Origin of the sequence: Magnetofaba australis IT-1, assembly GCF_002109495.1 — a bacterium.
GTDB classification, from domain to species: domain Bacteria; phylum Pseudomonadota; class Magnetococcia; order Magnetococcales; family Magnetococcaceae; genus Magnetofaba; species Magnetofaba australis.
In genome coordinates, this window is sequence record NZ_LVJN01000015.1 from 245,833 (window position 1) to 271,168 (window position 25,336).

The following is a 25,336-nucleotide window of genomic DNA, read 5'->3' on the forward strand; positions in this document are numbered from 1 at the left end:
CTCTCCCAAACAGCTCTGTTGATCGCCCGGAGGTTTCTCACGCCTCGTCAGCGGCGGGGTGGGCGCCGAGCAGGCGATCGCGCAGCCCCATCACCAGGGAGAATAGGGCCGGAACCAAAATCAGGGTAAATAGGGTGGCCAGCAGCAAGCCGCCCAGAATCACGCTGCCCATGCCGCGATAGAGTTCGGAACCGGCTCCGGGGAAGGCCACCAGCGGCAGCAGACCGAACACCGAGGTGAAGGTGGAGAGAAAGATCGGCCGCACGCGAATGCGCACCGACTCCACCACCGCCTGCTGGTGCTTCATCCCCTCATGATGGATGAAGTTGAGCGACTGGTGCACGATGAGAATAGCGTTGTTGACCACGATGCCCACCAGCGCCACAAAGCCCAGCATGGTGAGCACATCCAGCGGTTGCTGCACAAACAGATTGAGGGTTTTCAGCCCCAGCAGGCCGCCGAACGCCGCCAGCGGCACGGTGATGATGATAACGAAGGGATAGAGGAACGATTCGAACAGCGCCGCCATGAGCAGGAAGGTGATGGCCAGCGCCAGCAGGAACTGGCCGCTCATGGCCTCCTTGGCCAGGGCCAACTGGTCGGCGCCTTCGCTCAGACGCAGGGTGACGCCGTCGGGCAACCCCTTGTCGATGGCGGGCTGCATCACCTGCTCGCGCACGATGTTGATGGCGCTCTCCATGGCCAGCTCATCGGGCGGTGAGATGCGCAGGGAGACGGTGCGTTCGCGCTCCACCCGGCGGATGGAGGTGGGGCCGGAATCCAACACCACGTCGGTGACCGCGCCCACCGGGATGATGTCGCCGCGCGGGGTGGCGATGGGCAGATTGCCCAGATCCTGGGTGCGCTGCGCCAACAGCGGATCGCCGCGCAGGGTCAGATCCACCGAGCGGCCATTGCGCACGAACTGATCCACCTGCACGCCATCGGCGTAGGCGTCCACCGCCTGCCCCACGTCCTGGGCGGAGAGGCTGTTTTCGGCGGCGCGCAGGCGGTTGGGGATCAGATGCAGCTCCGGGCTGCCCAGGGAGAGACCCGGCACCGGGCGCGCCTGCACATCGGGAATCGCCTGTTTGACCGCGCCGAACAGACCGGCGGCCACCGCCATGCTGGTCTCCAGATCGCGCCCGCTCACATCCAGCTCAATGGAGCGCCCGCGCCCGCTGCCGCGTTCAAACAGGCTCGACTGTTTGACCACGCCGAACAGCCCCGGCAGCTCCTGAATCGGCTTTTTGATCACCGGCAGCAGCTCCTTGACCCGCGCCGGATCCTCCGCCGCCCCGCCCATGAACACGCGGTCGCCGCGCGAACCGAAGAAGAAGTGCTTCATCGACGGTAGGCCGGTTTCGGGCTTGGCGAACCAGTAGGGGCGCATGTGCTCCTCCACCTTCTGCGCCAGACGGGTCATCTCGTCGATGTTGTAGCCCGGCGGCGGCACCAGCAGGCCGAAGATCAGGTTGCGGTTGCCCGAGGGCAGATATTCGGCAGGCGGCACGTTGACCAGTGTGAGCCAGGTGGGCGCGCCGATAAAGCCGATGATCACCGCCAGACGCGCGCCGGTGTTGCGGTTGATGCGCGCCACCAGATTGGCGATGGCGTCGGCCATGGGACGGCGTTGCGGCGAGTCATCGGTTTCAATGCTCACTTGCCGACCCAGGCGCACCGCCAGGGTGGGGATCACCGTGGTGGAGACCACCAGGGAGAACAGCACCGCCGCGCACAGCGCCACGGCGATATCGCCAAACAGTTGCGCCGCCTGGATATCCAACCACGCCACCGGCAGGAACACCGCCACGGTGGTGGCGGTGGCGATGAAGATCGCCCCCCACACCTCGCTGACCCCCTTCACCGCCGCCTCAAAGCGCGCCAGACCGGCCTGACGCAGGCGCACGATGTTCTCCAGGGTGACGATGGCCGGGTCCACCACCATGCCCACGGCGAAGGCCAGACCGGCCAGGGAGATGACGTTGATGGTGCGTCCGGCAGCGGCCATGATGAGGAACGCGCCGATCAGCGAAATGGGGATCGCCAACGCGATGATCACCGTGGCCGAGGCGCTGCGCAGAAACAGCAGCAGCACCGCCATGGCCAGCGCGCCGCCGATGAACAGGTTCTGCCGCACCAACGCCAGGGCGTCGTAGATGTAGTCGGTCTCGTCGTACTTGACCTCAATGCGCAGGTTGTTCTTGGCCAGCACCCCCGTATTGAGCCGCTCGACCATTTTGTGCACGTCGGCCATCACCTCCAGCACATTGGCGCCCTGTTCGCGCACGCAGTTGATGGCCATGGCCGACCGCCCCATGCCGCGCACATGCACGGAAGGATCCTGCAGCGCCCAGTCGACGTCGGCCAAGTCGCCCAGAGTCACCGGGCCGCCGTCGCCGCTGGCCACCACCACCGCGCGCGCCTTCTCCGGCGTATCGATGCGCCCCAGGGTGCGCACGGTGTAGCTGCGTTTGCCCTCATCCACCTTGCCGGCGGAGATGTCGGCGCTCTCGCGGCGCAGCACACTGACCAGATCGTTCAAGGTGAGTTTGCGCGCCGCCAGTTGCGCCGGGTCCACGGTGATGCGCAGTTCGGTGTCGCGGCCGCCGTAGACGTTGACCGTGGCCACCCCGGGAATGCGCTCAAACAGCGGTTGAATGTGCTCCTCCACCAGCTCCAGATAGCCGTCCACCGAGCTGAGGTCATCGGGATCGGCGCGTTGCAGCAGCATCCAGGTGATGGGGCGGTCCTCGGAGTCGGCGGTGCGCAGGGTGGGGCGTTCAGCCTCGGTGGGGTAGTTCTTGACCCGCTGCAACTCGTTGGAGACCTGCACCAGGGCGGCGTCCATGTCCGTGCCCACGCGGAAGGTGAGCGCCAGGCGGGCGCGACCGTAGGAGGAGGTGGACTCCATATTCTCCAGACCGGAGAGCGCCTTGAGCGCCTCCTCCTGGGGGATGGTCAGTTCGCTCTCGACCTCGCCGGGGGCGGCGCCGGGCCACTGGGTGGTGACCGTCAACTGCGGTTTGCGCACGTCGGGGGTGAGCTGAATGGGGATGTTGCTCAGCGCCAGCAGGCCGAACATCAGCACCAACAGCACGCCCACCGTCACCGCCACCGGGCGGTGGGCTGCGGCGTTGACGAGGTTCATGGTTTGACTTCCTCGGCGGCGTCGGCCTCCAGCGGGGCGGGATTGACCGTCTGCCCCGGGCGCAGGCGCTCATTGCCGCGCACCACCACCGTTTCGCCAATGGCGAGTCCCTCCAATGCTTGGAAATATCCCCCCACCGAACGGCCCAAGGCGACCGCTTTGGGCTGCACCGTATTGTCTGCGCCCACCACGAACACCGAGGCTTTGCCGCCTTTGCGAATGATGGCGTCTTTGGGGACCAAAATCCCCTCGGCGGCGCCGACGGTGAAGGTGATCAAAGCCTCCTGACCGGCCACGGCGGGGGCGCCCTCGGGCAGCTTCCACCAGGTCATGCGGTTGCGGCTCACCGGGTCGCTGCTGGGCGGGGCGGCGCGCAGGGTGATGGGCCAGCGTTTGCCGTCGCCGGAGAAGGTGAGCTGCGCCGTTGCGCCCGGTTGCAGGCCGCGCGCCATGGCTTCAGGCATGGCCGCGCGCGCCTCCAGGTCGTTGGGATCGAGCAGCTGAGCCACGGCGTCGCCCTGGTCGATCCACGCCCCGGGCTGCGCCAGACGCTGGGTGACCACGGCGTCATAGGGGGCGGTGATGGTGAGCCAGTTGAGCGCGTCGCGGGCCAAGGCCAATTCGGCGTCGGCGCGCTTGAGCAGGGCTTGGCGAATGGCCAGTTCCGCCTCGCTTTCGATGAGGCGGGAGGCGGAGATGGTCTTGCGCGCAATCAGCTCCCGATCGCGTTTGAGGTCCGAGCGCGCTTTCTCCAGGCGCGCGTTAGCCTCTTCGCGTTCGGCCAGTTTGATGGCGAATTGGCGACGCGCTTCCGCATCATCCAGGCTGGCCAGGGTTTGGCCGCGCGCCACGCGGTCGCCTGCGCGCACCGCCACGCTGTCCACCAGGCCGGCCACCCGCGCGGCGGCTGCGCCCTGACGCACGGCCAGGATGGTGGCGCTGACCTTGACGGCGTCGCCGCCCTGTTGCGCGATGGTGGCTTGGGTGCGCACCGGCGGCGGCGGGGCCTCCTTCTTCTCCTTGGCCCCGGCTGGGGGAGCAAGCAGCATGGCCAGCAGAGCCATGATTGTGGCGATGGCGGGAGCGGGGAGAGTGCGGCGCGTCATGGCCGGGAGTCCTTAATCAGGTGCGGTCGGAGTCAAATTGGCGCACGGTCCAAGGGGCGTGCGCGAATCTCAACAGGTGGAAAAGGCGGACATTTATGGCCGCCTTTTCCGGGGTCTGGGGGCCGCGCCCCCAGCGGGGCGTGGGGCGGCGCCCCACGGTTTGGTCTTTGCTTTTGGGAGCTCGAGGGCGCAGCCCTCGATATCTTTCATTTTCCCCATAACCAATTCATGCTCAAATCCACTCCGCCTTGGGGCGATCGCTCAAGTGACCATACGGCGGCTCGGTGGTGAGGCGATCATCCTCCAGCCCGCCGCCCACGGTGAAGTGGTAGAGACTCTGCATCCGGGTTCCTTCGAGAGTTAATATCTCATGCAACAGATCGTCCAGGAAACAGCCGATGCCGGTGCCATTGACCCCTTCGGCCTCGGCGCCCAGATAGAGCGCCTGGCCCAGCATGCCCGCCTCCCAATACATCTGACGATATCCGTGCGGACCCCCATGTGAACCAGGCTCCAAGCCGCTATCGAACTCCGCCAGCATGCCCAGGCTGAAGGCGCTGTCCGAGGCGATATCCTGCGAGCAGGAGATGACCTTGGCGTGTTCGCGCAGATCCCCCGCCGCCAGCAGGTAGAGGTTGAGTGACTCGGGGCAGGTGTCCGGTTTCACCCAGGCGAAGGTTTCGCGCATGCTCTCGCGCAGAGCCATCTCGCCGGATTCACTGCGCGGCAGGGCGTAGAGCCCGGCGGGCAAGCCGCGCACCCGATGCACAAACAGCATGGGGTGCAGGCGCAGCGGCCAGCTCTGGGCGTCCCACGGGGCGATGCCCGGGCGCGGGACCAGACGGTCGAGGATGCGATAGAAGGCGTCGCGATCGATGGAGACGTTGGCGTCAAAGGATTGCGCGCTGCGGCGATTGCGAATCAGATCCGCCGCCTTCTGCGTGGTGGGCGTCGCCTCCATGGGCGGCGGCTCGGTGGGCGGGGCGATATAGCTCTCGGTGACGCCTTTGAAGGTGGCGCGGGAGACCGCTGCGACAATGGGCCACTCATGGCTGTGGCGACCGCTCAATTTGTTGGGGTCGCCCTGCCAGCGCGTCCCCGCTGCGGCGCCCGCCAGATCGGCGATGCGTTCGGGGCTGGGCGGGTGGGGATCCAGATCAGGATCATCAGCCAGATCGTCGGCGTCGCGGGTGTCAATCCATAGCAGCAGGTCCGGCGCCTCAACCTCCACTTCGGCGGCGGCGGGGGGCAGGGATTGATCCAGCCCCAACAGTTGCAGGGTGTCGCCGTCAGCCGGTTCGCTCAGGGCGAGCACGCGCCACCCCAGGGCGGCGGCGGCGTAACGCACGCCTGCAATGGCGTGTCCCACGTCCAACTGGCAGTAGCGGTAAGCGCGCTCGCCATACTTCCACTCCTCGCGCCAGTGGATGCTGGAGAGTCCCAATAGGAAAGTCCCCTCGGGCAGGCAGGCGGCGGCCTCCTCGGGGTCCAGCTCGGCGCGCTGCTCCAGAGTGTGGTTGAGGGCGTTGTAGTGATACACGCCGCTGTGGGGCAGGGGGGCGCCGTGAGTCGGTTCGCCGCCCATCACCAGATACCCCTCGGTGGGGTGCAGATTGCCCGAGGAGGGGTTGCAGCGCAGCGCCCAGCGCTGGCCGCTGATGGATTTCCACGCCGCCAGCCCCAACGAGAGTTCAAACAGCGCCGCCAAGGTGTTCATGGTCAGCGGGCGCGGCTCCACGCCGTCGGCGCGATCCAGATCAGCGAAGGGGACGCGCAAGCCGTCGGCGGCCAGCGGCAGAATCACCGCCGGAGCGCCGTGAAAATCACGGAACGGGTCGGGCTGGGTGGCCCAGTCCATGCCGCCGGGGCCGGGGGCGAACTCCTGGGGCCGATGCTTGACGCGGTTGTGATAGAAACGGATCAGCTCTTCGGGCTGTTGCGGAAAACCGGTGTCGGACATGATCTCTCCCGTTGGGCGGGATGGGGTGAGCGAGGCGCAGCGGAGATCCAGCATGCCTGGGATTGCGCAGGGAGGCAAGTCGCGCCCGCATTTCTGAGTATAAGTATAACAGTTATATAATATTCAAATACTTTTTGATGTATTCTCGTTAATCTGCTATCAAATTACTCATGATGATAATTTGAATTCTATATGAACGCTCTGTTCTGAAAAAAGGGGATGGATTTATGGTTATTGTAGTCAGTAATCGCAATGTGGAGCGCGAAGGCAATGACGGTTGGTTTGGCGAGGAGTTGGGGGAGAGTAATGGGCATAATCTGCGCGTTGGCGTGATTAATGGAGACGCCGACTCGTGGAGCATGCAGCTGCTACCCGATAGCTCGGACCCCGCCAGTTCGCCCAGTCGCTCCCTGTTTGAAGGGTCGCAAACCGCGATTCAGAACGCCCAGGTCAAACTGGCGGGCGGGGAGTCTCTCACGGCTGGAGAGCGGGCGCTGTTTCGCTGGGTCTTCTTCGCACATGGCTTCAACACCTCGTTTGAAGAGTCGGTGAAGACCTGTCTGAAGATGGCCAAACGCTACACAGTCAACGTGATTTTGTTCTCCTGGCCCTCCAACCCCGGTCCGCAATTCCTACTGGCCAAGTACGCCGAGTACAAGAAGGCGGCGCTCAACGCGCGCCTGTCTTCGCTGGCGTTCGACCGCGCCCTGACCACCCTGGGGCTCTACTGGCGCACCCTGCGCCAGGCGGGCTGCGAGGCGGATATCAGCATGATGACCTACAGCCAGGGCAACTATCTGCTTGAGCAGTACATCCGCTCCAACCACCACGACGCCGACGAGACCAATATCTTCAAGAACATCGTGCTGTGTTCGGCGGATGTGGACTATGACCGCCACGGGGATTGGGTCCCGCTGCTGACGCCGCGCGGGCAGGTCTATGTCACCATCAACGAGTATGACTCCGTGCTCAATATCTCCGACAAGGTGAATCCCAAGCGTTTGGGGCAGATGTCCCGCTGCGCCGGGCAGAGCGAGGCGGCGATCTACGTGGACTTCACCGATACGCCGAAAGTGGGGGCGACCCATCGCATGTATGAGACGGCGGCCAAGAAACATACCGGCGTCAAAGCGTTCTTCCAGGCGGCGTTGACTGGCAAACCGGCGCATCGGGTCAAGGGGCTGCAGCGCAACGCCGGGCAGTGCGTGTGGCAACCGGAGGATCGCGATCAGTGGTTGTTAGAGGATGATGAGCGCGGTTGAGGCGCGGATGCGGGTGCGCGCGCGTCGACGCTGGAATGACAGCGGCGTCGACGTGCGCGCCGGTCAGCGTTTGACATTCGCGGTGGAGCGGGTGTTGGATCCGTGGTTCGACCGCACGATCCCCATCGCCGACCCCATGCAGGGGGCGCCGAGCGCCAATCTGGCCATGCGCTTAACGGAGGGGCTGCGACCGCTCCCCGCTGCGGGCTGGTGCGCCCTGGCGGGGAGCATTGGTCGTCATCGCAGTGCGGCGTTTGCGCTGGGGCAAACACAAGCGATCGTGGCGCGCCACAGTGGGCGTTTATGGATCTTCGCCAACGATCTGAGGCTCTGCTATGGCAACAATCGCGGGTTGCTCACCCTGCGCATCGCCATGGCCGAGCCGCCGTAATCACTGTTGCAGATAGGCCAACCCGGGGGTCAGGCGAATGCGGGTGTTCTTGGGCTGCTTGTCATAACGACGCAGTACGCCGCCGGTCTCGCGGGCCTGGGTCAGGTCGTTCATGCCACGCTCACGCAGCATGGTGAGCCAGGAGGTTTGCAGCTGGGCCGACGGGGCGGAGCGTTTGAACATGTGTGTAACTCCCGGTCCGTTAAAGAGGCGCGCCGACGCGGACCGATGTCGCCGGAACGCTTCACTACTGAGCAGGTTCCGGGCCAAAGACGATTGAGTCGACAATTTCCACCATAATCTGCGTTTTGGCTGATAAATGGACCAAATAACGCCGGGAATTTGTCGGAATTATGGTAAGTTGCGCCCAGTGCGCGGAAATAACGTCAAGAAATCCGCCATTGTGTGGCGCGCGGCGAGATTGGCCATGCTCAGCGCGGTTCATCGCGCTTGCTTTTTCATGTAAGAACTGTAATTCTTACATGAAAAAGGAGGGGCGTCATGTTAAGGAAAGTCACGCAGCAAGGAAACTCCGTGGGGGTGTCTCTACCCGCCGAGGTGCGTCGTCAGTACGACATTGAGGTGGGGGATCAGGTGGATATCTCCGCCACCAAAGAGGGGATTCTGCTGACCAAGGCGGATGCCGAATACAGCGAATGCATGGCGCTGTTTCACGAGTCCGTGGGGCGCTATGGCAACGCCTTCCGCCGTTTGGCGAAATGATTCAGTGGGTCGATCGCGCGGACATTGTGCAACGCATGCACGCGTTGTTGTTGGAACGCGATGGCGGCGCGCCCGGCTTGCGCTCTGAGGAGAGCCTGAAGGCCGCCCTGGCGCGCCCCCACAATTTGTATGAATACGCCCAAGCAGACCTTTTTCATCTGGCCGCCGCCTACCTGTTTGCTCTGACCAAGACGCACCATCCCTTCATTGATGGCAATAAACGCATCGGATTTGCCGTGGCGCTGGTGTTTCTGGCGCGCAATGGCTGGAATCTGGACGTTACCGAGCGCGACGCCGAGCAGGCGGTGCTGCGCGTGGCCAGTGGCGAAATGGATGAAGAGGCGCTGGCGACGTGGATTCAGGCAGGCTGCGTAGAGCGTTCGGAAACAGCCTAGTTGCGCCGTCCCCACGCCGCCACGGTGGGCAGCGGTAGCGTCCACAGGCGCGGATTGCGCAGCGCGTGGCGATACTCTTCCACATTCTCCAGATTACAGTAGCCGGTGGCGGCGTAGGCGGCGCTCAGGTGGTCGGCGGAGAGCGCCATCACCTCCGCTTGCGGCGCGCCGCCGGGGACGATGGGGGCGTGATTCTCCACCACCAGGGAATCGGGCGTGAGGGCGCGCAGCAGATTGGGCAGGCGTTGTCCGAAGGCGGGGTCCAGCCCTTTGCTTTCGAACAGCGCGCAGATGGCGTCGTGCACGCGGTTGATGTGATGCGCCACCGGCGCCGGGGCGTCGATGGCGCGGCACTGGGTGAAGTCGGGCTCCTCAAGCAACAGCCAGCCGCCGGGTTTGAGCCACTGGGCGCAGCGTTGGGCCAGCGCCGCGCCGTCGGCTTGGTGAATCAGCACGTAGCGCAGATGGATCAGGTCATAGCCTGGATCGTCCGCAGGCGGCGACCACTGCAGGGCGTCTTGGGCGATGATGCGAATGGGTTCAGGGGTGAAGTCGCGCAGGTAGCGGACATCGCGTTCGATGGCGTCCACGGCGCCGGATTCGCCCACCTGCTCGGCCAGGGGGGCGAGCAGGGTTCCGGCGCCGGGGCCGATCTCCAGCACGCGCCAGCCTTTGGCGAGGCCGATGCGGGCCATGCGCGCCAGGGTGAGGGGGTCGGCGCAGGCGGCCAGGGCGAGGAGGCGGGCGTACTCCTGGGCCTCGGCGGCGTCATGAAAGAGATAGGATTGCGACATAGCAAAAATCTCTTGTGGTCACAAATATACAGAGGGCCAAGCACGGAGTCCGAGTGTGCGCCCACAGTAAAACTAACAAGGGTCCAGGGAAATCGGGATTTGTCCCCATTGGCCTGGCGGGTTGAGGGCGGCGCCCTCATGGGTCCAGGGCAAAGCCCTGGTCGGGGTCTGGGGCGAAGCCCCAGTCTCTTCTCTCTTCTCCCCGACATGCGCCAAATGAGGGCGGCGCCCTGGTCGGGGTCTGGAGCGAAGCCCCAGTCTCTTTCATCGTCCCCCCGCATGACCACTAAAGAGATTAATGCAGCCGCTCTCCACTGGGGGAGAAGGCCAGCAGCGCCATGTTGATCTGCTTGTGCAGCAGCCGCGCGGCGGGGGAGGCCTCCAACGCTGACAGATGCAGCGGTTCGATGTAGACCACCCACGCCCGATGCCCCGCCTGGGCGATGCGCTCCAGCCGCTCCCGCAGCAGCGGCATCAGCGGCTCGGTGAGGGTGTTGAACAGATAGACCACCACATCGCCTTCGGGCCAGGGGGCGCTCAGGGCGTCGCCCTCGACGATGGCGATATCGCCGCAGGCCCGCTTCTCCTGAGGATAACGGGCCAGATTCTCCCGCGCGATCTGCGCCAGGGTGGGCTCCAACTCAATGCCCACCATCTGCGCAAACGGACGCTCGGCAGCCACCAGCAGCCCCAACCCCTTGCCGCAGCCCAGATCCACAAAGCGGGTCTGTTGCGGCTCCAGCGGCAGGCGGTTCAATCCATCGCGCAGCAGATCCGGCGGGCACGGCTCATAGGGGTTGCCCCCCGCCGCCTGCGCCAGACGCGCGCCAGGTCCGCCCGGGGCGTGGCTGCCGATGAGATCCAAGCCATAGGGGCGCTCATAGTCGCGATGCACGGCGTGGAACAGCAGCGGCATGTAGGCGCTGGCCACCATCAGGGTGTCGGCCAGCCCCGCCTTCTCCTCGGCGCTGCGCGCCGGATCGCCCAGCGGCTCCAGCGCCTCGATGACAAAATCGCGCTTTTCGTTCAGACGCGAAAGCACCCCGCGGGCGATCATCAGGCGCGCGCCATCCACCGCTTGCGCCTCGGCGGCGGGCAGCAGGCTCAGACAGCGCCGTCCCCACAGGGGGATCATCGCTCGCTCCAGCCAGTGCAGGGAGATGTCGTCCAGATCCGGTCCAAAGGCGGCCAACTGCTCTTGGCGAAACTGCGCAAACGGTTCCTGCGCGAGGCTGGCGATGAAGGCGTTGCGTGCGGACATGACGAACTCCAGAGAGGTAAAGTATCAAACTAATAGCATGGTTGGCCCCGCACGCCAAGCCAAAATTCCTGGACCCGCACCAATCCAAGGGCCATGCTGCGGTGTCTCCCTCCCTTGATACAGTTCGGACTCGACATGAATCAAACCGTCAACGTCACCTTGGAACAGGCCTTTGAACAGGCGTGCGACTGGCACGAACAGGGCGAGCGCGATCGCGCCGAAGCGCTCTATCGGCAGATTCTCGCGGTGGCGCCCAACCACCCGCAGACGCTGCATAATCTGGCGATTCTGCTGCAGGGCGCCAAGCGCATCGAAGAGGCCTCCGGACTGTTGATGCAAGCCATTGAAGCGCACCCAAACTACGCCGAAGCGTATATGGTGCTGGGCAATATTCTCACCGATCTGGAACGTTACGCCGAGGCCGAGACCCTCTACCGCCACGCTTTGAGCCTCAATCCGAGGTTGACCAGCGCAACGGTGAATCTGAGTGCGGCGCTGCGCCGCGCCGGACGCGGCAAAGAGGCGGAGCTTGCGGTGAATGAAGCGCTGGAGCATGACCCCAACAATCCGCTGCTGCACGCCCAACTCGGCATGGCGCTGCGCGTCCAGGGGCGCGTGCAGGAGGCGGAGTCGGCGCTGCGCGGCGCATTGGCCATGAACCCGGAGGATGATGAGGCGCGCCACACCTTGGGCATGCTGTTGCAGGCGCGCGGGGCGTATGAGGAGGCCGAACGCTGCTACCGGCAGGTGATTGCGGCGCGGCCCGCCATGGCGGAGAGCTACAACGCTCTGGGTTGCCTGTTGCGTGAGACCGGACGCCAGGAGGCGGCGGTGGAGGCGCTGCGGGAGGCGCTGCGGATCAATCCCGAACTGGTGGCGGGATATAACAATCTGGCCAACGCCTACACCGACCAGGGGCGCGTAACCGAGGCCTTGGCGACCTATCGCGAAGGGCTGGCGCGCAAACCAGACCAGGCGGAGCTGCACGCCAATCTGGCCTTCTCCATGCACTATGCGCCGGAGCTGGGGCCTAAGGCGCTGTTTGCTGAACTGCGCGACTGGTGCGCCCGTTTCGCCGATCCCCTCACCCCGGCGCAGAACCCCTGCCACAACGATCCCGACCCCGAGCGCATTCTGAACGTCGGCTATGTCTCGGCGGACTTGAAACAGCACCCGTTGGGCTTTTTCACTCTGCCGATTTTGCAAAATCACGATGGCAACGCGGTGCGGGTGACGGTCTACTCCAACTTGACCCAGCCCGACTGGCTCACCGAGCGCGCCCGCGCGGCGGTGGATGCGTGGGTCGACTGCGCGGCGTGGTCCGACAACCAACTGCTCGAGCGCATTCGCGACGACCGCATCGACGTGCTGGTGGATCTCTCCGGCCACACCCGGGGCAATCGCCTGCGGGTGTTTGCCCAGCGCGCCGCGCCGGTGCAGATTCTCGGCGGCGGCTGTTTTTCCAGCACCGGCCTGCAGGCCATGGATGCAGTGGTGGGCGATCCGCACCAGTTCCCCGCTGGCTGCGAGGATCAGTTCTCCGAGCGGATTCTGCGCATGCCCATGGACAATGTGATCTACGCGCCGCCCGACTACATGCCCGCAGTCGCGCCGCCGCCGTGTCTGCAGAACGGTCACATCATCTTCGGCTGCTTCAACAACCCGGCCAAGATCAATGAACGGGTGTTCGACCTGTGGGCGCGCATCCTCCAGCGTCTGCCCGGCGCGCGCCTGCTGCTCAAGGCCAAACCGCTGGGGGATGCGCCCAATCGCGCCCGCTTTGTGGAGGCGTTCGCCAAGCGTGGCGTCGAGCCCGAACGGTTGCTTCTGGAAGGGGGCGCGCCCCACGCCGATTTTCTCGCCAGCTACAACCGCATGGATATCGCCCTGGACCCGTTCCCCTATTCGGGCGGGCTGACCACCATTGAGGCGTTGTGGATGGGGGTTCCGGTGGTGGCGCTGGACGCCGGACGGTTGGCCGGACGCCACAGCGTGGCGCACCTGCACGCCGCTGGACTGCCGGAGCTGGTGGCGGCGGGGCCGGAGGCGTATGTGGAGACTGCGCTGGCGCTGGCCGCCGAGCCCGATGAGCTTAAGCGTATGCGCGAACAGATGCGGCCCGCGCTGTTGCACGGGCCGCTGAGTGATCACGCCGGTTATACGGTGATTCTGGAGCAGATGATGCGGCGGCTGTGGCGCGACTGGTGCGCCGCGCGCCGCGCGCAGAGTTGAGGCAATCCTACAGCGGGAAGTCGTCGATCATCTGACCGGCGCAGCGCTCCTTGGCGAACTGGTAGAACGCCTCCACCGCTTTGGAGCGGAATTTCTGCTTCTGGTGCACGAAGTGGATGGTGCGGGTGATGCTCACCCCGGCGATGCGGCGGGGAATCAGCGAACCCAGTTTGATCTCCTTGCGCAGGCTGGCCGAGGAGACCATGCCCACGCCGATGCCGCCCTCCACCGCGCCTTTCACCGCCTCGGTGCTGCCCAGCTCCAACACGATGTCCAGGTGGTCATAGTTGAGGCCCGCCTTGCCCAGGTGTTCGGTGATCACCGCGCGGGTGCCGGAGCCCTCTTCACGGCTGACAAAGGGGTATTCCTTGAGTTTCTGCACCGGAATCTCATCGAACTCCAGCAGGGGATGGTCCACCGGGCAGATCACCAGCAGCTCATCTTCGGTGCACGGTTCGCGGTGGATGTTCTTGTTCTTGACCGGCCCCTCCACCATGCCCACGTCGATGGTGGCGTCCTCCAGCTTGCGGATGACGGTGCGGGTGTTGTCGATGGTCATCTGCACCTGCACGTCATTGAAGCGCTCATGGTAGTCCGACAGAATGCGCGGCAGCAGATATTCGCCAATGGTGGTGGAGGCGCCCACTTTGACCACCCCCCGGGTCACTCCGGTCATCTCGCTGATGGCCTTTTCGGTCTCCCGATAGAGCTCCAGGATGCGCTCGGCGTAGTCGAACACCACCACCCCCGCTTCGGTCAGGGAGATGCGGTTGTGGTGCCGGTCGAACAGGCGGGTGTCGAAGTGCTCCTCCAGCTGACGGATCTGGAATGTGACCGCCGGCTGCGTGAGGTAGAGCTCCTCAGCGGCGCGGGTAAAAGAGAGGTGTTTGGCTACGGCGTGAAACACGCGCAACCGAGTATCGGAAAAGCTCATCCAACTCCCCCTGAACGCTTGAGGCGGGACCGTGTCGTTCAGGTGAATCCCGGACGACGCCGCAAGATGACATACATAAAAAAATTAAATACCCTGTATTGAGGAAAAAATCCACCCCTGGCGTTCACCGAATGTTTAAAACAACGAACAGTTTGCCCATGAATCAATTGCCCACAGCCAAACCGCACATCTCCAGCGCCGCCCAATTGGCCCCCTATGTGGGGCGTTATCGCGCCATGCTCACAGGCGTCGATGCGAGCCTGGAGGCGCGCTTGAACCAGCCCAAAGCGCGCGCGCCAGAGCCCTTTGGCCACATTGTGGCCGAGTATGATGCGGTGCTGCTGGACGCCTATGGGGTGCTGACCCATGGCGTTCAGGCGATCCCCGGCGCGCCGCAGCGGGTATCGGCGCTGCGGCGGGCGGGCAAACAGGTGCGCGTGCTCTCCAATAACGCCAACCAGGCTCCCACCACGGTGCTGGCGGGATTGCGGCGGCAGGGGTTTGATTTCACCGCTGAGGAGCTGATCACCTCCGGCATGGCGGTGCGTCCGTTTCTGCAACAGAGCGCGCATCAGCAGCAGACGCAGTTATGGATCGGCATCGAGGAGGGGCGTACGGCCTACGCCCCCGCCGCCATCGATTCCGCCGAGGGCGCGGCGTCGGTGCTGATGTGCAGTGACAAAAGCTTCTTCGGCGGTCCGCAGCAGCAGCAGGCCGAGGCGCTGCTGGCGCGGGCGCCGCAAGCGCCGATTCTGCTGGCCAATCCCGATCTGGTGGTGGTCACCGTCGAGGGCGGCTTCTATCCGGTCTCCGGCTATACCGCCGCGCTGCTCTCGGAGGCCTACGGCGCGCCGCTGGTGGGCATCGGCAAACCCTTTGCCCCGGCGTTTGACTTGGCGCTCTCCACTTTGCGGGGCGTGGCGCGCAATCGCGTGTTGATGGTGGGCGATTCACTGGAGACCGATATCCTGGGCGCGCGCGCTGCGGGCATCGACTGCTGTTTGACCCTCAGCGGGGTGGCGGGGTTGATCGCCCGCACGCTGCCCGGCGGCTGGGCCGAGCTGTGCGATCAACGTAGCGTATGGCCGGATCATGTGACGCCGGATATCGGCGCCGACGCGGCGGCATAGGGTTTGAGCCGCGCGCGGAATTTCGATAGTGTCAGTTGCAAGCGCAAGCGCAAGCGCAAGCGCGCAGAGCGTGAGTCCGTTGCTCTGAACGTATAGGGACGCGTCGAGGCGTGTGGTCCAAGAGGTCCAGGAGGCTGGCCTCCTGGCGGGTCACGGGCAGAGCCCGTGCGGGTCGAGGGCGGAGCCCTCGTGGGGTCTGGGGCAAAGCCCCAGTATCTTTTATCTTCAAAAGCAGTTTCTGAAGGGATCATGCAAATGAGTACTCCGCAACCGAGCATTCTCGCCCCCGTTCCCGCCCACAGCCGCTATGTGACAGTCGACCTGCCGCCGCGCCTGGCGCCGCAGGATGTGCTGGCGCGCATCGCCAAAATGGAGCTGCCGGAGACGGTGGTGCTGGGGCTGGGGGCCGGATTCATCCAGCGTTTGGGCAAGGAGATCCCCGGTTTGCGGCCGTTTCCCGCGCTGACTGGCCCGGCTGGGTCGATCCCCGCCACCGGCGGCGACGTGTGGGTTTGGTTGCAGGGGGAGGATCGCGGCGAGTTGGTGCATCAGAGCAACGCCATCGTGGCGCAGCTAGGCCATGGTCTGACGCCCACGGCGGTGGTGGATGGGTTTCAGCATGGCGACAGTCAGGATTTGACCGGCTACGAAGACGGCACGGAGAATCCCGAAGGGGAGAAGGCGCAGGCGGCGGCCATCGTCAGCGGCGCCGGGGCCGGTTTGGACGGCTCCAGCTTTGTCGCGGTGCAGCAGTGGAAGCACGATCTGCGGCTGTTCAAGAGCCACCCCCAGGATGAGCAGGACAATATGATCGGGCGACGTCTGGCCGATAATGAGGAGTTTGATGAAGCGCCGGAGTCGGCCCACGTCAAGCGCACCGCCCAGGAGAGCTTCACCCCTGAGGCGTTTATTCTGCGCCGTTCCATGCCCTGGACCGATGGCATGGACGCCGGGCTGATGTTCGTCGCCTTTGGCCGCTCCTTCGACGCCTATGAAGCGATTTTGCGCCGTATGCTGGGGCTGGAGGATGGCGTTGCCGACGCCCTGTTCCGCTTCACCCGCCCCCTCACCGGGGCGTTCTACTGGTGCCCGCCGCGCAAAGGTTCGGGGCTGGATCTTTCCGCTCTGGGTTTGTGATGACGCCGCAGGAGCCGCGTTGATTTGAATCTTGATGGGATTCGTCCGTATAAGCGGATTGACAGCGTATAAGGAAGCAAGCCGATGTTTCAGGTGATCGTCGCCCATAGTGAGCGGATTGATACCCAAGATGCGCTGAGCGATCTGCTGGCGCAGTGCCAGAGTCAACTGGGCGGCCGCGCGCCGGGGGCGGCGCTGCTGTTCTCCGCGCTGAAGCTGGATTTTCCCACCCTGCTGGCGGGGCTGGAGGCGCAGTGGCCGGGACTGCCGCTGATCGGCTGCACCACCGATGGCGAATTGAGCTCCCGCAAGGGGTTCGCCGAGGATTCGGTGACGCTGACCCTGTTTGTCTCCGACCAGGTGCGCTTCGCCAGCGGGGTGGGGCGCGACCTCAGCGCCAACCCCCAGGCGGCCTGCCAGCAGGCGCTGGATGAGGCGGGCTTTGCCGCCGATGGCGAGGTCAAACTCTGCATCGTCACCCCGGAGAGCCTCACCACCAGCGCCCACGGGGTGCTGGAGAATCTCAAACAGCTGATGGGCGGCGAGATTCCGGTGGTGGGCGGCACCGCTGGCGACTACTGGCAATTTACCGGCACCCAGCAGTTCCACCGCACGCAGGCGCTGAGCAACAGCGCGCCGGTGCTGCTGCTCAGCGGACCGCTGACCGTCTCCTGCGGCGTGGCCAGCGGCTGGAAGCCCATCGGCCAACCAGGGGTGGTCACCCGCGCTACCGCCAACCTGGTGCACGAGATCGACCACCAGCCGGCCATCGCCTACTACCGCCGCTTTTTGGGCAAACACGCCCAGCCCACCGGCGACCGTCCGCTGGCGCTGCTGGATGCGAGCGGTCAGGTGGTGGGGCTGAGCGCGCCGCCGGGAAGCGTGGACGAGGATGGCGGCGTGGCCTATTTGGGCGACATACCCACCGGCACGCAGGTGCAACTGACCGTCGCCGACCGCGATGACATCCTCGACGGCAGCCGCGCCTCCATTCAAGCCGCGCGCGCCAATCTGCCAGCGGGGGCGCGCATCGATGCGGGGCTGTTCTTCTCCTGCTCCGGGCGCAAATTCCTGCTGGGCTCCCGCGTGGCCGAAGAGGAGAGCGCCATCCGTCAGGAGCTGCCGGAGATCCCCTTCACCGGCTTCTACGGCTATGGCGAAATCGGTCCTTTGGGGGCCGATGACACCGAGTCCTCGCGCTTTCACAATGAGAGTTTCGTCACCGTGCTGCTCAGTTGCGCCGATGCCGAGTCGGCCGTTGCGCAGAGCGACGTCGCGCCTGCGCAGGCGCCCGAAGAGGAGGAGCCGCTGGCCCGTCGCGTGGCGATTCTGGAGAGCAAGCTGGCGCGCTCGGAGCGCCACCGGCTGCTGCTGGAGCAGCTCAAGGATCAGACCGATGCGCTGCATCAGAACGTGATCGGCGAGTTGGAGGAGACCAACCGCATCATTCTGGAGAGCATCCGCTACGCCAGCCGCATTCAGCGCGCCATTCTGCCGGATCCGGCCTTCTTCCATCAGACCTTCGCCGACCATCTGATTCTGTGGGAGCCGCGCGATCTGGTGGGCGGCGACATCTACTGGCATCGCCCCTGGGGCGACGGCCACCTGATGGTGCTGGGAGACTGCACCGGTCACGGCATCCCCGGCGCCTTCATGACCCTCATCACCAACGGCGCGCTGGATCGCGCCATCAAGGAGGTGGCGCCGGGCCAGACCCAGCGCCTGATGGCGGACATGCACCGCATTGTGCAGCGGGTGCTCAAGCAGGATCTGGCGCAGGGGGAGTCCGATGACGGCATGGAGCTGGGCATGCTCTATCTGCAGCCGAGCAGCCGCCGCATCATCTTCAGCGGCGCGCGCTTTCCGGTGTTTATCCTCAGCGGCGGCGAGGTCAAGGAGATCAAAGGGGACAAACGGGGCATCGGCTATCGGGGCATTCCCTACGATCAAGCCTTCACCGCCCATGAACTCTCCGTCGCCGAAGGCAGCGCCTTGTATCTGACCAGCGATGGGTTGATCGACCAGATCGGCGGTGAAAAAAACCGCTCATTCGGCAAAAAACGGTTTACCCAGTTGTTGCTCGATATAGCGGATCTGCCCATGGCGCAGCAGAAGGTTCGTTTGCAGGAGGCGCTTGCCGCCTGGCAGGGACCCAATACCCGCCGCGACGACGTCTCGGTGATTGGTTTTAAAATGTAGAGTGAAGGAGAATGCCGGTCTATTTTGAGGGAGGTTCTAGTAAAGCACTGATTTTAATTTAGTTTATTATGGTCTCTAAGATATTATTTATTGTGCTTGCCACTATGGGTGTCTAATATTTTCACAAGACTGTCAAAGTCGCGTATTGCTTTTTCGAGGCTCTGTTTCAGGTGCTGAGAGTTTTCGCTATCTGGCTTTTGGTCTTTCTGTTGAAGGCTTTCCTCCTGCTCTGCATCTTTTTCTTGTAGTTGAGTGAGGTATTTTTGTAGTGCAAGTGTATACATTTTGTGCTTTTCAGTTCTTTCTGATTCAATTGTTCGTTCTGTTGAAGATTCGATATAGGGAACAACCATAACTTTTTCATTGTTGATTTTATTGATGAAGTGTTTGCAGAAGTCCTCAATATTTTTATAATCTTTCGGCTTCCATGTGTGCGCGCTTTTTGCCTCAATTTCTCTTTCAGAGCGAACGGCTAAATCATCAGTATCAAAAGTATCCAAATAAAAAATAGGGTATGGTAACCCACCCAATACTCCCTTCAACTCTTCTTTCCCTTGGTAATTTATTGCCCTGTGTTCGTCTTCATAGATATCATTTCCTCTCCAGTTGTTTTCATCAGTAAATCTTCTGTCTTTTTCTATAAACTGTATGACGCAAGAGAGAATGTAGGCGAGTTCTACAGAAATAGGCATTTTGTCAGGTGATGACAGCTTTCCAAGTCGGAAACCAGTGTCGAAGCTTGGACCAAAAAAATCCAAAGACAGGGCTTTTGTGTTGTCTTCTGCTTTTAAGTAGAATTGAGATAACAATTTTGTGTGGTCCGCTACCAAGTCATCTAAAGAATCATGTTGCTTGTGATTCCCTTGTGAAAGATCCTGTGCTGAAATAGGTAGTACAACCTCAGTGTTGACAATTGGAAATCCTGCTGTCCAGGCGGTTGCCTTGACATCAAGTAATGCGTAGTTTTCCTTGATCTCTTTCCTAAAGCGTTTGACAGCTTTTATCCAGGAGTTGATGCACCAGAGTGTTTGCCTGCTGTCGGTGATTGTTTTGTAGTAGATTAGTTCATCGCCCAAGCCTTTCCAGAACTTTGGAGAGTCTCCAGGGTCGATTCCAAGTTGGTTCATTTTTTCTGAATACCGGTTCCACTCAATTTTGAAAAGATGGGGGAATGATGTGTAGAAAGAGAGAAGAGCATGTCTCCAGCTATGAGTATCATATATAAGCTCTTTATCTTCATGTCTATTGTGTGATTGACCTATAGCTTGTTTTAGAGAAGTTGATCCTGCGAGGTCAATACTTAGAAATAATTTAAGGGATGAGTCTGGTGTGTAAATTGCCTTTTCGGTTGGCATGGTGTGCCACACCTTTATAGAATATCGTCTTGGTTTTTCAGTGTCTCAATTCGTATTCTTGCCGCGTCAAAGGAGACGCCGAAATCATCCGCCAGTAATGAAATATCGCTATGTTTTCTAAAATGTTCAGTGACAGCATCATGGGGCATCAGGAGCCCTGCGGCAAACCAGTTGGCTTCCCACTCTACACGCCCAGTCCCAACGCGAGCAGCTTGCATGTGTTGACCGTTATGCTCTTGCAGCCAGTAATGCAAAAAAAGATGGCCAAGCTCATGGGCAATTGTGAATCTATCACGGGATTTCCCCGTAAATTGCGATAAATATATAGTAAAATCGTTATGATTTCTTATGTCAATTGAACCGTCCTGGGTATGTTCCAATGCATCAAATCCAAGATATTCAATCTCGCCACCTAGTCGCTGAACAAGGGGGAATAGGTCAGAGCCAGGGGTGTAGTTTAATTCTTGAGCCACATGTTCGGCAAATTGCATCACCTCCGCTTTTCTCATGTAGCAAGGATCTGGCTCGATAATGCCGCCCTGATACGGATCATCGTCCTGTTGCTGGATTATGAACTGGTTGCAAGTTTGAGGATTTTATAAGCCATTGCATTACTGAGTGAAATTACGAATCCTTGATTGGGAAGCGGTGCTCAATCAAGGAGGCCAAGGATGGCGGACAAATCGAATAATACTCAGCAATACAAACAGATACCTGTTCAACTGACGGAGCAGGAATTTACTGAATTCATCTTACCCCACCTGTCTCTGCCCAAACGTGGTCCCAAGTGCAAGATCGGCTACCATCAAGCGTTCAACCTGATTCTCAAGGTGCTCTACACCGGCATGCAGTGGAAGGAGCTTCCCATCCCCAAGGAGCCTTCTGGCAAGCCTGGGATCCATTACACAGGGATCTATAAACTGTTTGCTCGTTGGGCCGATGACGCCTCATTGGCCAATGCCTTCATTGCCTCAGTCAAACACTTGGATGAACACAAAAAACTGGATCTCTCGGTGCTTCATGGCGATGGCTCCAACACCGTAGCCAAAAAGGGGGCGATGGCATCGGCTATTCGGGCCATAAACACCAACGCGGGGAGAAAGTCGTCGCCATCTGTGAAAGCAACGGCTACATCCTCGCTCCGTTCTCGGTCGCGCCAGTCAACCAGCACGACACCACGCTCCTCAAAGATAGTCTCGAGTGGCTTGCCCTGATTTGTCAGACACTTGGCCTGTCCTTGATTGGCTCTGTGCTAAACTTGGATCCAGGGTTCGACTCCAAGGCTAACCGCCGCGCCATCTTCAATCGACGCATGAAACCTAACATTAAGCCGGTCAAACGCGCTCGCAAGAATCCAAAACGTGGACGAAAGCGTCATTTCGATGAGGCGACCTACGCCTTACGCCAGCGAGTAGAGCGAACCTTCGCCTGGGAGGACAAATTCAAACGCTTGCTGATCCGTTTCGAGCATATCCAATGGCGACACCTGGGCTTCAAACTGATGGCCTACACATTGATCAATATCCGAGACTTTTGTCAGCACTGAAACTTGCAACCAGTTCTATGTGCTGATGCGGAACGTCGTCCTGATATTGAACGTCGTCTTGCATGAGATGAGTCTCCCCTACGGCCTTTGAATATTAATGAATATGCGAGAATAATGATAGTCGGTGAGATGTCAATCTATATTAATTTAAGTCATTGTTATCTATCGCATGTGGTTTGCAGGCGCTCGGCGTCGGCGTCATTCAGGGCGCGGCCGCGCCACGGGATCAGTCCCGGGGCATGGCGGCGGTACTCGGCGTAGGCGGCGCCGTAGAGGTCGATCAGGCGCCTCTCCTCAAAGCGGCTGCCCGCCAGCAGATAGGCGGTGGCGAACAGGTTGGTCCACAGCGTCGCCGCATCCATGGGGCGCGCCCATAGAATCATCAAGCCCGCCGTGTAGATGGGGTGGCGCACATAACGATGCAGCCCGCCCAGATGCAGCGGCTCGATGCGGATGGGCTCGCCGGTGCGATGCAAACGCCACTGCTTGAGTCCGGCGAACAGCGGCAGGTCGTAACTGCGCAGCGCCAAGAGCATCAGCACGAATCCCGCTCCGCTCACGCTCCACATGAGCCAGCGCGCCGCCCCCTGGGGGTCGAACAGGCGCGGCGAACCCAACGCCCAATGGCCATAGGCCAGCACCCCGGCGATGGCGATGGCCGACACGCCGTTGTAGATCAGCCGTTCGGCCCAGCCCAATCCCCCCAATAGCGCCGTCCAGCGCTGTTTGAAGCGGCGCGAGGCCATTAGCGAATGCAGTCCGGCGAAGGCCAGCCATAGCCCGGCGTAGATCAACACGGAAGTCAGCGGGATTTGCGTCATGAATGCGCCTTCATTATAGTCTCTATAATCGTTTGATGAATAAGCGTTGGGGGAAGCTTAAAGAGACTGGGGCTCCGCCCCAGACCCCGCCAGGGCGTTGCCCTGGACCCAGCCGGGCTCTGCCCGGCGCCCGCGAGGGCGCTGCCCTCGACCCGCCAGGAGGGACGCCCTCCTGGACCTCGGTTAGTTGGCGGCATCGGCGCATCGTCTTCAGATTCGTGCGTGGCCGTCGCTTATCGCCAGTTTATTGCTTGATGCTTGCAGGAGCCTGTCATGTCCGAATTCCGCTACGTAGAGGTGCTCAACCCCGGCGCCGATGAGACCGAATACCGCAGCCTTGGACAGGAGGGGGTGAGCGTCGTTCCCTTCGAAGGCGGCGACATGCTCAAGATCGACCCCGAGGTCCTCACCCAACTGGCCGCCGAGGCGGTGGGCGACTGCTCGCACCTGTTCCGCCCCAGCCACCTGCAACAACTGCGCAATATTCTGGACGACCCGGAAGCGTCGGACAATGATCGCTATGTGGCTCTGGAGCTGCTCAAGAACGCCTGCATCTCCGCCGGGCGCGTGCTGCCCAGCTGCCAGGACACCGGCACCGCCACCGTGGTGGCGAAAAAAGGCCAGCGCGTGTGGACCGGCGGCGGTGATCAGGCCGCGCTCTCCAAAGGGATCTTCAAAACCTACTCCGAGACCAACCTGCGCTACTCCCAGGTGGCCCCGCTGAACCTGTTCGACGAGAAGAACACCGGCTCCAACCTGCCTGCCCAGGTGGATGTGGAGGCGGTGGATGGCGACGCCTATAAGTTCCTCTTCATCCTCAAGGGCGGCGGCTCGGCCAACAAGACCTTCCTCTATCAGCAGACCAAGGCGCTGCTGAACAAGGACGCCTTCCTCAAGTTCGTGCGCGAGCAGGTTCCCACCCTGGGCACCGCCGCTTGTCCGCCCTACCACCTGGCCATCGCCGTGGGCGGCACCTCGCCGGAGATGTGCCTGAAGACCGCCAAACTGGCCTCGGCGCGCTATCTGGATAATCTGCCCAGCGAATCCGATGGCGACGGGCGCGGCGTGCGCTGTCCCGAGTGGGAGGCCGAAGTCCTCAAAATCTGTCAGGAGACCGGTTTGGGCGCCCAGTTCGGCGGCAAGTACTTCGCCCACGACGTGCGCGTTATCCGTCTGCCGCGCCACGGCGCTTCGTGTCCGGTGGCCATCGCCGTCTCCTGCTCGGCGGACCGTCAGATCAAGGCCAAAATCGATCGCAACGGGGTGTGGCTGGAGCGGCTGGAGACCGATCCGGCCAAGTTCCTGCCGGAATCCGCCCATGGCCAGGAGTTGGGCGGGGAGGTGGTCAATGTAGACCTCAACCAGCCCATGAGCGAGATCCGTGCGGCGCTCTCTAAACTGCCCATCAAGACCCGCGTGATGCTCTCCGGCCCGCTGGTGGTGGCGCGGGACATCGCCCACGCCAAGATTCAGGAGCGCCTCAACGCAGGCGAGGGGATGCCGCAATACTTCAAGGACCATCCGGTCTACTACGCCGGTCCGGCCAAGACCCCAGCCGGCATGCCCTCGGGCTCCTTCGGCCCCACCACCGCCGGGCGCATGGACAGCTATGTGAACGCCTTCCAGGCCGAGGGCGGCTCCATGGTGATGCTGGCCAAAGGCAACCGCAGTCAGCAGGTCACCGACGCCTGCAAACAGCATGGCGGCTTCTATCTGGGCTCCATCGGCGGCGCGGCGGCGCAACTGGCCCAGGAGAGCATCCGCAAGGTGGAGGTGATCGACTACCCCGAGCTGGGCATGGAGGCGGTCTATCGCATCGAGGTGGAGAACTTCCCCGCCTTTATCATCGTCGATGACAAGGGCAACGACTTCTTCGCCAAATAGTCCGCCGCAACTCGCCAAGAGATTCCCAAGAATAAAAAAATCCCCATGTAAATATGGGGATTTTTTTATGATTTCACGCTGGAATTATTTCGTTGCCCCGGTCATTATCGCAGTGGGGGAATTCTACACTGACATAGGGCGGAATGATGCGGAAGCAGGTCAAACGGGGGAGCGCCGCGCTGATGGCGTTGGCGGCAATGGGTCTGACGTGCGTGGCGTGGGCCAAACCGGATTGGAGCTATGAGGGGGAGCAGCGCCCGGCCAACTGGGCGGAGTTGAATCCCGATTACGCCTTGTGCCGGGATGGTCTGGCGCAGAGCCCGGTGGACTTGGCCGGGGCGACGGATATCGGTCGTGTGCTGGTGGGGTTGGACTACCGCACCGCACCGTTGACTTTGCGCCGCGCCAATCACGCGCTGGAGCTGGTCCCGGCCAATGGCGGTCGCATCTTCCTGGGCCATGAGAGCTATCCGCTCAAGTTCATCCGTTTCCACACTCCCAGTGAACACACTTACAACGGGGAACGTTTCCCGTTGGAGATGCAGTTTTTCCATGAGGATCTGCACCAACGCCGGGTGGTTCTATCGGTATTCTATATCGTCGGTAGTGAGAGTTTGCCGCTGGCGCGTTTGGCTCCGCATTTGCCTGATACCTTTGCTTCGGAAAAGCGCATGCCGCTGCCCCACAACATTCGCACGCTCATTCCCTTTGAGCCGCAGATGTTCCGATATAATGGCTCCGACACTGTACCGCCGTGTGCTGAGGGGGTGCAGTGGCTCATTGCGCAGCAGCCGATGACTCTGGAGGCGGGGCAGTTGGCGCAATTTCAGATGCTCATGGGCAACAATGCGCGTCCGGTGCAGCCGTTGGGGCAGCGTATGCTCATCACGCCGAATATGAACCCGTAATCCGGCAAGGGGCGGGCGGGCAGGCAGGCAAGGACAAATTGGCCGCCGACTGGTCGGCGGCGGGGGCTGGGGGCCGCTGCCCCCAGCGGGGTGTGGGGCGGCGCCCCACGGTGTGGCCGTGGCAGTGTCTTTTGCCGTTTCCCCATT

21 protein-coding genes are annotated in these 25,336 nt (G+C 62.2%); 11 read left to right on the top strand and 10 right to left on the bottom strand.

Features of this window, described 5'->3' with window-relative positions; genetic code table 11:
• Positions 1 to 37 precede the first annotated feature (37 nt).
• The 3 genes from MAIT1_RS03350 to MAIT1_RS03360 all read right to left on the bottom strand — a co-directional run bounded on the left by MAIT1_RS03350 (position 38) and on the right by MAIT1_RS03360 (position 6,217).
• Positions 38 to 3,151, bottom strand: a complete 3,114-nt coding sequence (locus MAIT1_RS03350) for an efflux RND transporter permease subunit (RefSeq protein WP_085440734.1) — start codon at positions 3,149 to 3,151, stop codon at positions 38 to 40.
• The gene (locus tag MAIT1_RS03355) at positions 3,148 to 4,257 is read right to left on the bottom strand and encodes an efflux RND transporter periplasmic adaptor subunit (protein ID WP_085440736.1); all 1,110 of its coding nucleotides are present in this window, start codon (positions 4,255 to 4,257) and stop codon (positions 3,148 to 3,150) included. The genes MAIT1_RS03350 and MAIT1_RS03355 overlap by 4 nt, the downstream gene beginning before the upstream one ends.
• A gap of 232 nt (positions 4,258 to 4,489) precedes the next feature.
• On the bottom strand, positions 4,490 to 6,217 hold the full coding sequence (locus MAIT1_RS03360) for a nitroreductase family protein (protein ID WP_085440738.1): 1,728 nt from the start codon (positions 6,215 to 6,217) through the stop codon (positions 4,490 to 4,492).
• Between the two features lie 227 nt (positions 6,218 to 6,444).
• Here MAIT1_RS03360 and MAIT1_RS03365 point away from each other — a divergent pair, with 227 nt between their 5' ends.
• Entirely contained in the window at positions 6,445 to 7,479 is a 1,035-nt protein-coding gene (locus MAIT1_RS03365) for an alpha/beta hydrolase (RefSeq protein ID WP_085440740.1), read from the top strand.
• Positions 7,466 to 7,870, top strand: a complete 405-nt coding sequence (locus MAIT1_RS03370) for a hypothetical protein (RefSeq protein ID WP_143814630.1) — start codon at positions 7,466 to 7,468, stop codon at positions 7,868 to 7,870. Before MAIT1_RS03365 ends, MAIT1_RS03370 begins: the two co-directional genes overlap by 14 nt.
• Here the strand turns inward: MAIT1_RS03370 and MAIT1_RS03375 are convergent, their stop codons facing one another.
• Entirely contained in the window at positions 7,871 to 8,053 is a 183-nt protein-coding gene (locus tag MAIT1_RS03375; RefSeq protein WP_085440742.1) for a hypothetical protein, read from the bottom strand.
• 318 nt (positions 8,054 to 8,371) lie between these two features.
• Here MAIT1_RS03375 and MAIT1_RS03380 point away from each other — a divergent pair, with 318 nt between their 5' ends.
• Both MAIT1_RS03380 and MAIT1_RS03385 read left to right on the top strand, forming a co-directional pair.
• Positions 8,372 to 8,593: an AbrB/MazE/SpoVT family DNA-binding domain-containing protein gene (locus tag MAIT1_RS03380; protein ID WP_085440743.1), complete on the top strand. Its 222-nt coding sequence runs from the start codon at positions 8,372 to 8,374 to the stop codon at positions 8,591 to 8,593.
• 26 nt (positions 8,594 to 8,619) lie between these two features.
• On the top strand, positions 8,620 to 8,988 hold the full coding sequence (locus MAIT1_RS03385; RefSeq protein WP_158089285.1) for a type II toxin-antitoxin system death-on-curing family toxin: 369 nt from the start codon (positions 8,620 to 8,622) through the stop codon (positions 8,986 to 8,988).
• Here the strand turns inward: MAIT1_RS03385 and MAIT1_RS03390 are convergent.
• Positions 8,985 to 9,782 (bottom strand): class I SAM-dependent methyltransferase, encoded by a 798-nt coding sequence (locus tag MAIT1_RS03390; protein ID WP_085440745.1) that lies wholly within the window; start codon positions 9,780 to 9,782, stop codon positions 8,985 to 8,987. The genes MAIT1_RS03385 and MAIT1_RS03390 overlap by 4 nt on opposite strands.
• A gap of 295 nt (positions 9,783 to 10,077) precedes the next feature.
• Positions 10,078 to 11,043: a methyltransferase domain-containing protein gene (locus MAIT1_RS03395; RefSeq protein WP_085440746.1), complete on the bottom strand. Its 966-nt coding sequence runs from the start codon at positions 11,041 to 11,043 to the stop codon at positions 10,078 to 10,080.
• Between the two features lie 135 nt (positions 11,044 to 11,178).
• On the opposite strand from MAIT1_RS03395, the gene MAIT1_RS03400 reads away from it, so the two are divergent.
• The gene (locus MAIT1_RS03400) at positions 11,179 to 13,275 is read left to right on the top strand and encodes an O-linked N-acetylglucosamine transferase, SPINDLY family protein (protein ID WP_158089286.1); all 2,097 of its coding nucleotides are present in this window, start codon (positions 11,179 to 11,181) and stop codon (positions 13,273 to 13,275) included.
• 7 nt (positions 13,276 to 13,282) lie between these two features.
• Here MAIT1_RS03400 and MAIT1_RS03405 read toward each other — a convergent pair whose 3' ends face one another.
• A complete protein-coding gene (locus MAIT1_RS03405; protein ID WP_085440748.1) occupies positions 13,283 to 14,209 on the bottom strand; it encodes a selenium metabolism-associated LysR family transcriptional regulator in 927 nt (308 codons plus the stop codon).
• Positions 14,210 to 14,367: 158 nt separating this feature from the next.
• Here MAIT1_RS03405 and MAIT1_RS03410 point away from each other — a divergent pair, with 158 nt between their 5' ends.
• From MAIT1_RS03410 to MAIT1_RS03420, 3 genes are all read left to right on the top strand, one after another.
• Positions 14,368 to 15,339 (top strand): TIGR01459 family HAD-type hydrolase, encoded by a 972-nt coding sequence (locus MAIT1_RS03410; RefSeq protein ID WP_158089287.1) that lies wholly within the window; start codon positions 14,368 to 14,370, stop codon positions 15,337 to 15,339.
• Between the two features lie 255 nt (positions 15,340 to 15,594).
• Positions 15,595 to 16,476, top strand: coding sequence for a Dyp-type peroxidase (locus tag MAIT1_RS03415; RefSeq protein ID WP_085440750.1), 882 nt, complete (start codon positions 15,595 to 15,597; stop codon positions 16,474 to 16,476).
• 84 nt (positions 16,477 to 16,560) lie between these two features.
• The gene (locus MAIT1_RS03420; protein ID WP_085440752.1) at positions 16,561 to 18,675 is read left to right on the top strand and encodes an FIST N-terminal domain-containing protein; all 2,115 of its coding nucleotides are present in this window, start codon (positions 16,561 to 16,563) and stop codon (positions 18,673 to 18,675) included.
• Between the two features lie 83 nt (positions 18,676 to 18,758).
• On the opposite strand, the gene MAIT1_RS03425 is transcribed toward MAIT1_RS03420, so the two are convergent.
• A complete protein-coding gene (locus MAIT1_RS03425) occupies positions 18,759 to 20,030 on the bottom strand; it encodes a hypothetical protein (RefSeq protein ID WP_143814631.1) in 1,272 nt (423 codons plus the stop codon).
• A 14-nt stretch (positions 20,031 to 20,044) separates the two neighbouring features.
• The gene (locus MAIT1_RS03430; RefSeq protein WP_241893413.1) at positions 20,045 to 20,521 is read right to left on the bottom strand and encodes an ImmA/IrrE family metallo-endopeptidase; all 477 of its coding nucleotides are present in this window, start codon (positions 20,519 to 20,521) and stop codon (positions 20,045 to 20,047) included.
• Positions 20,522 to 21,093: 572 nt separating this feature from the next.
• Between MAIT1_RS03430 and MAIT1_RS03440 the strand changes: the two genes are divergently transcribed.
• A complete protein-coding gene (locus tag MAIT1_RS03440; protein WP_085440289.1) occupies positions 21,094 to 21,576 on the top strand; it encodes a transposase in 483 nt (160 codons plus the stop codon).
• Positions 21,577 to 21,734: 158 nt separating this feature from the next.
• Here MAIT1_RS03440 and MAIT1_RS03445 read toward each other — a convergent pair whose 3' ends face one another.
• Positions 21,735 to 22,397 carry a methyltransferase family protein gene (locus MAIT1_RS03445; RefSeq protein ID WP_085440757.1) on the bottom strand — a complete coding sequence of 221 codons (663 nt, stop codon included), beginning with the start codon at positions 22,395 to 22,397 and terminating at the stop codon, positions 21,735 to 21,737.
• 273 nt (positions 22,398 to 22,670) lie between these two features.
• Between MAIT1_RS03445 and MAIT1_RS03450 the strand changes: the two genes are divergently transcribed.
• Both MAIT1_RS03450 and MAIT1_RS03455 read left to right on the top strand, forming a co-directional pair.
• Positions 22,671 to 24,281 (top strand): fumarate hydratase, encoded by a 1,611-nt coding sequence (locus tag MAIT1_RS03450; protein ID WP_085440759.1) that lies wholly within the window; start codon positions 22,671 to 22,673, stop codon positions 24,279 to 24,281.
• A gap of 143 nt (positions 24,282 to 24,424) precedes the next feature.
• Entirely contained in the window at positions 24,425 to 25,189 is a 765-nt protein-coding gene (locus MAIT1_RS03455) for a carbonic anhydrase family protein (protein ID WP_085440761.1), read from the top strand.
• Positions 25,190 to 25,336 lie beyond the last annotated feature (147 nt).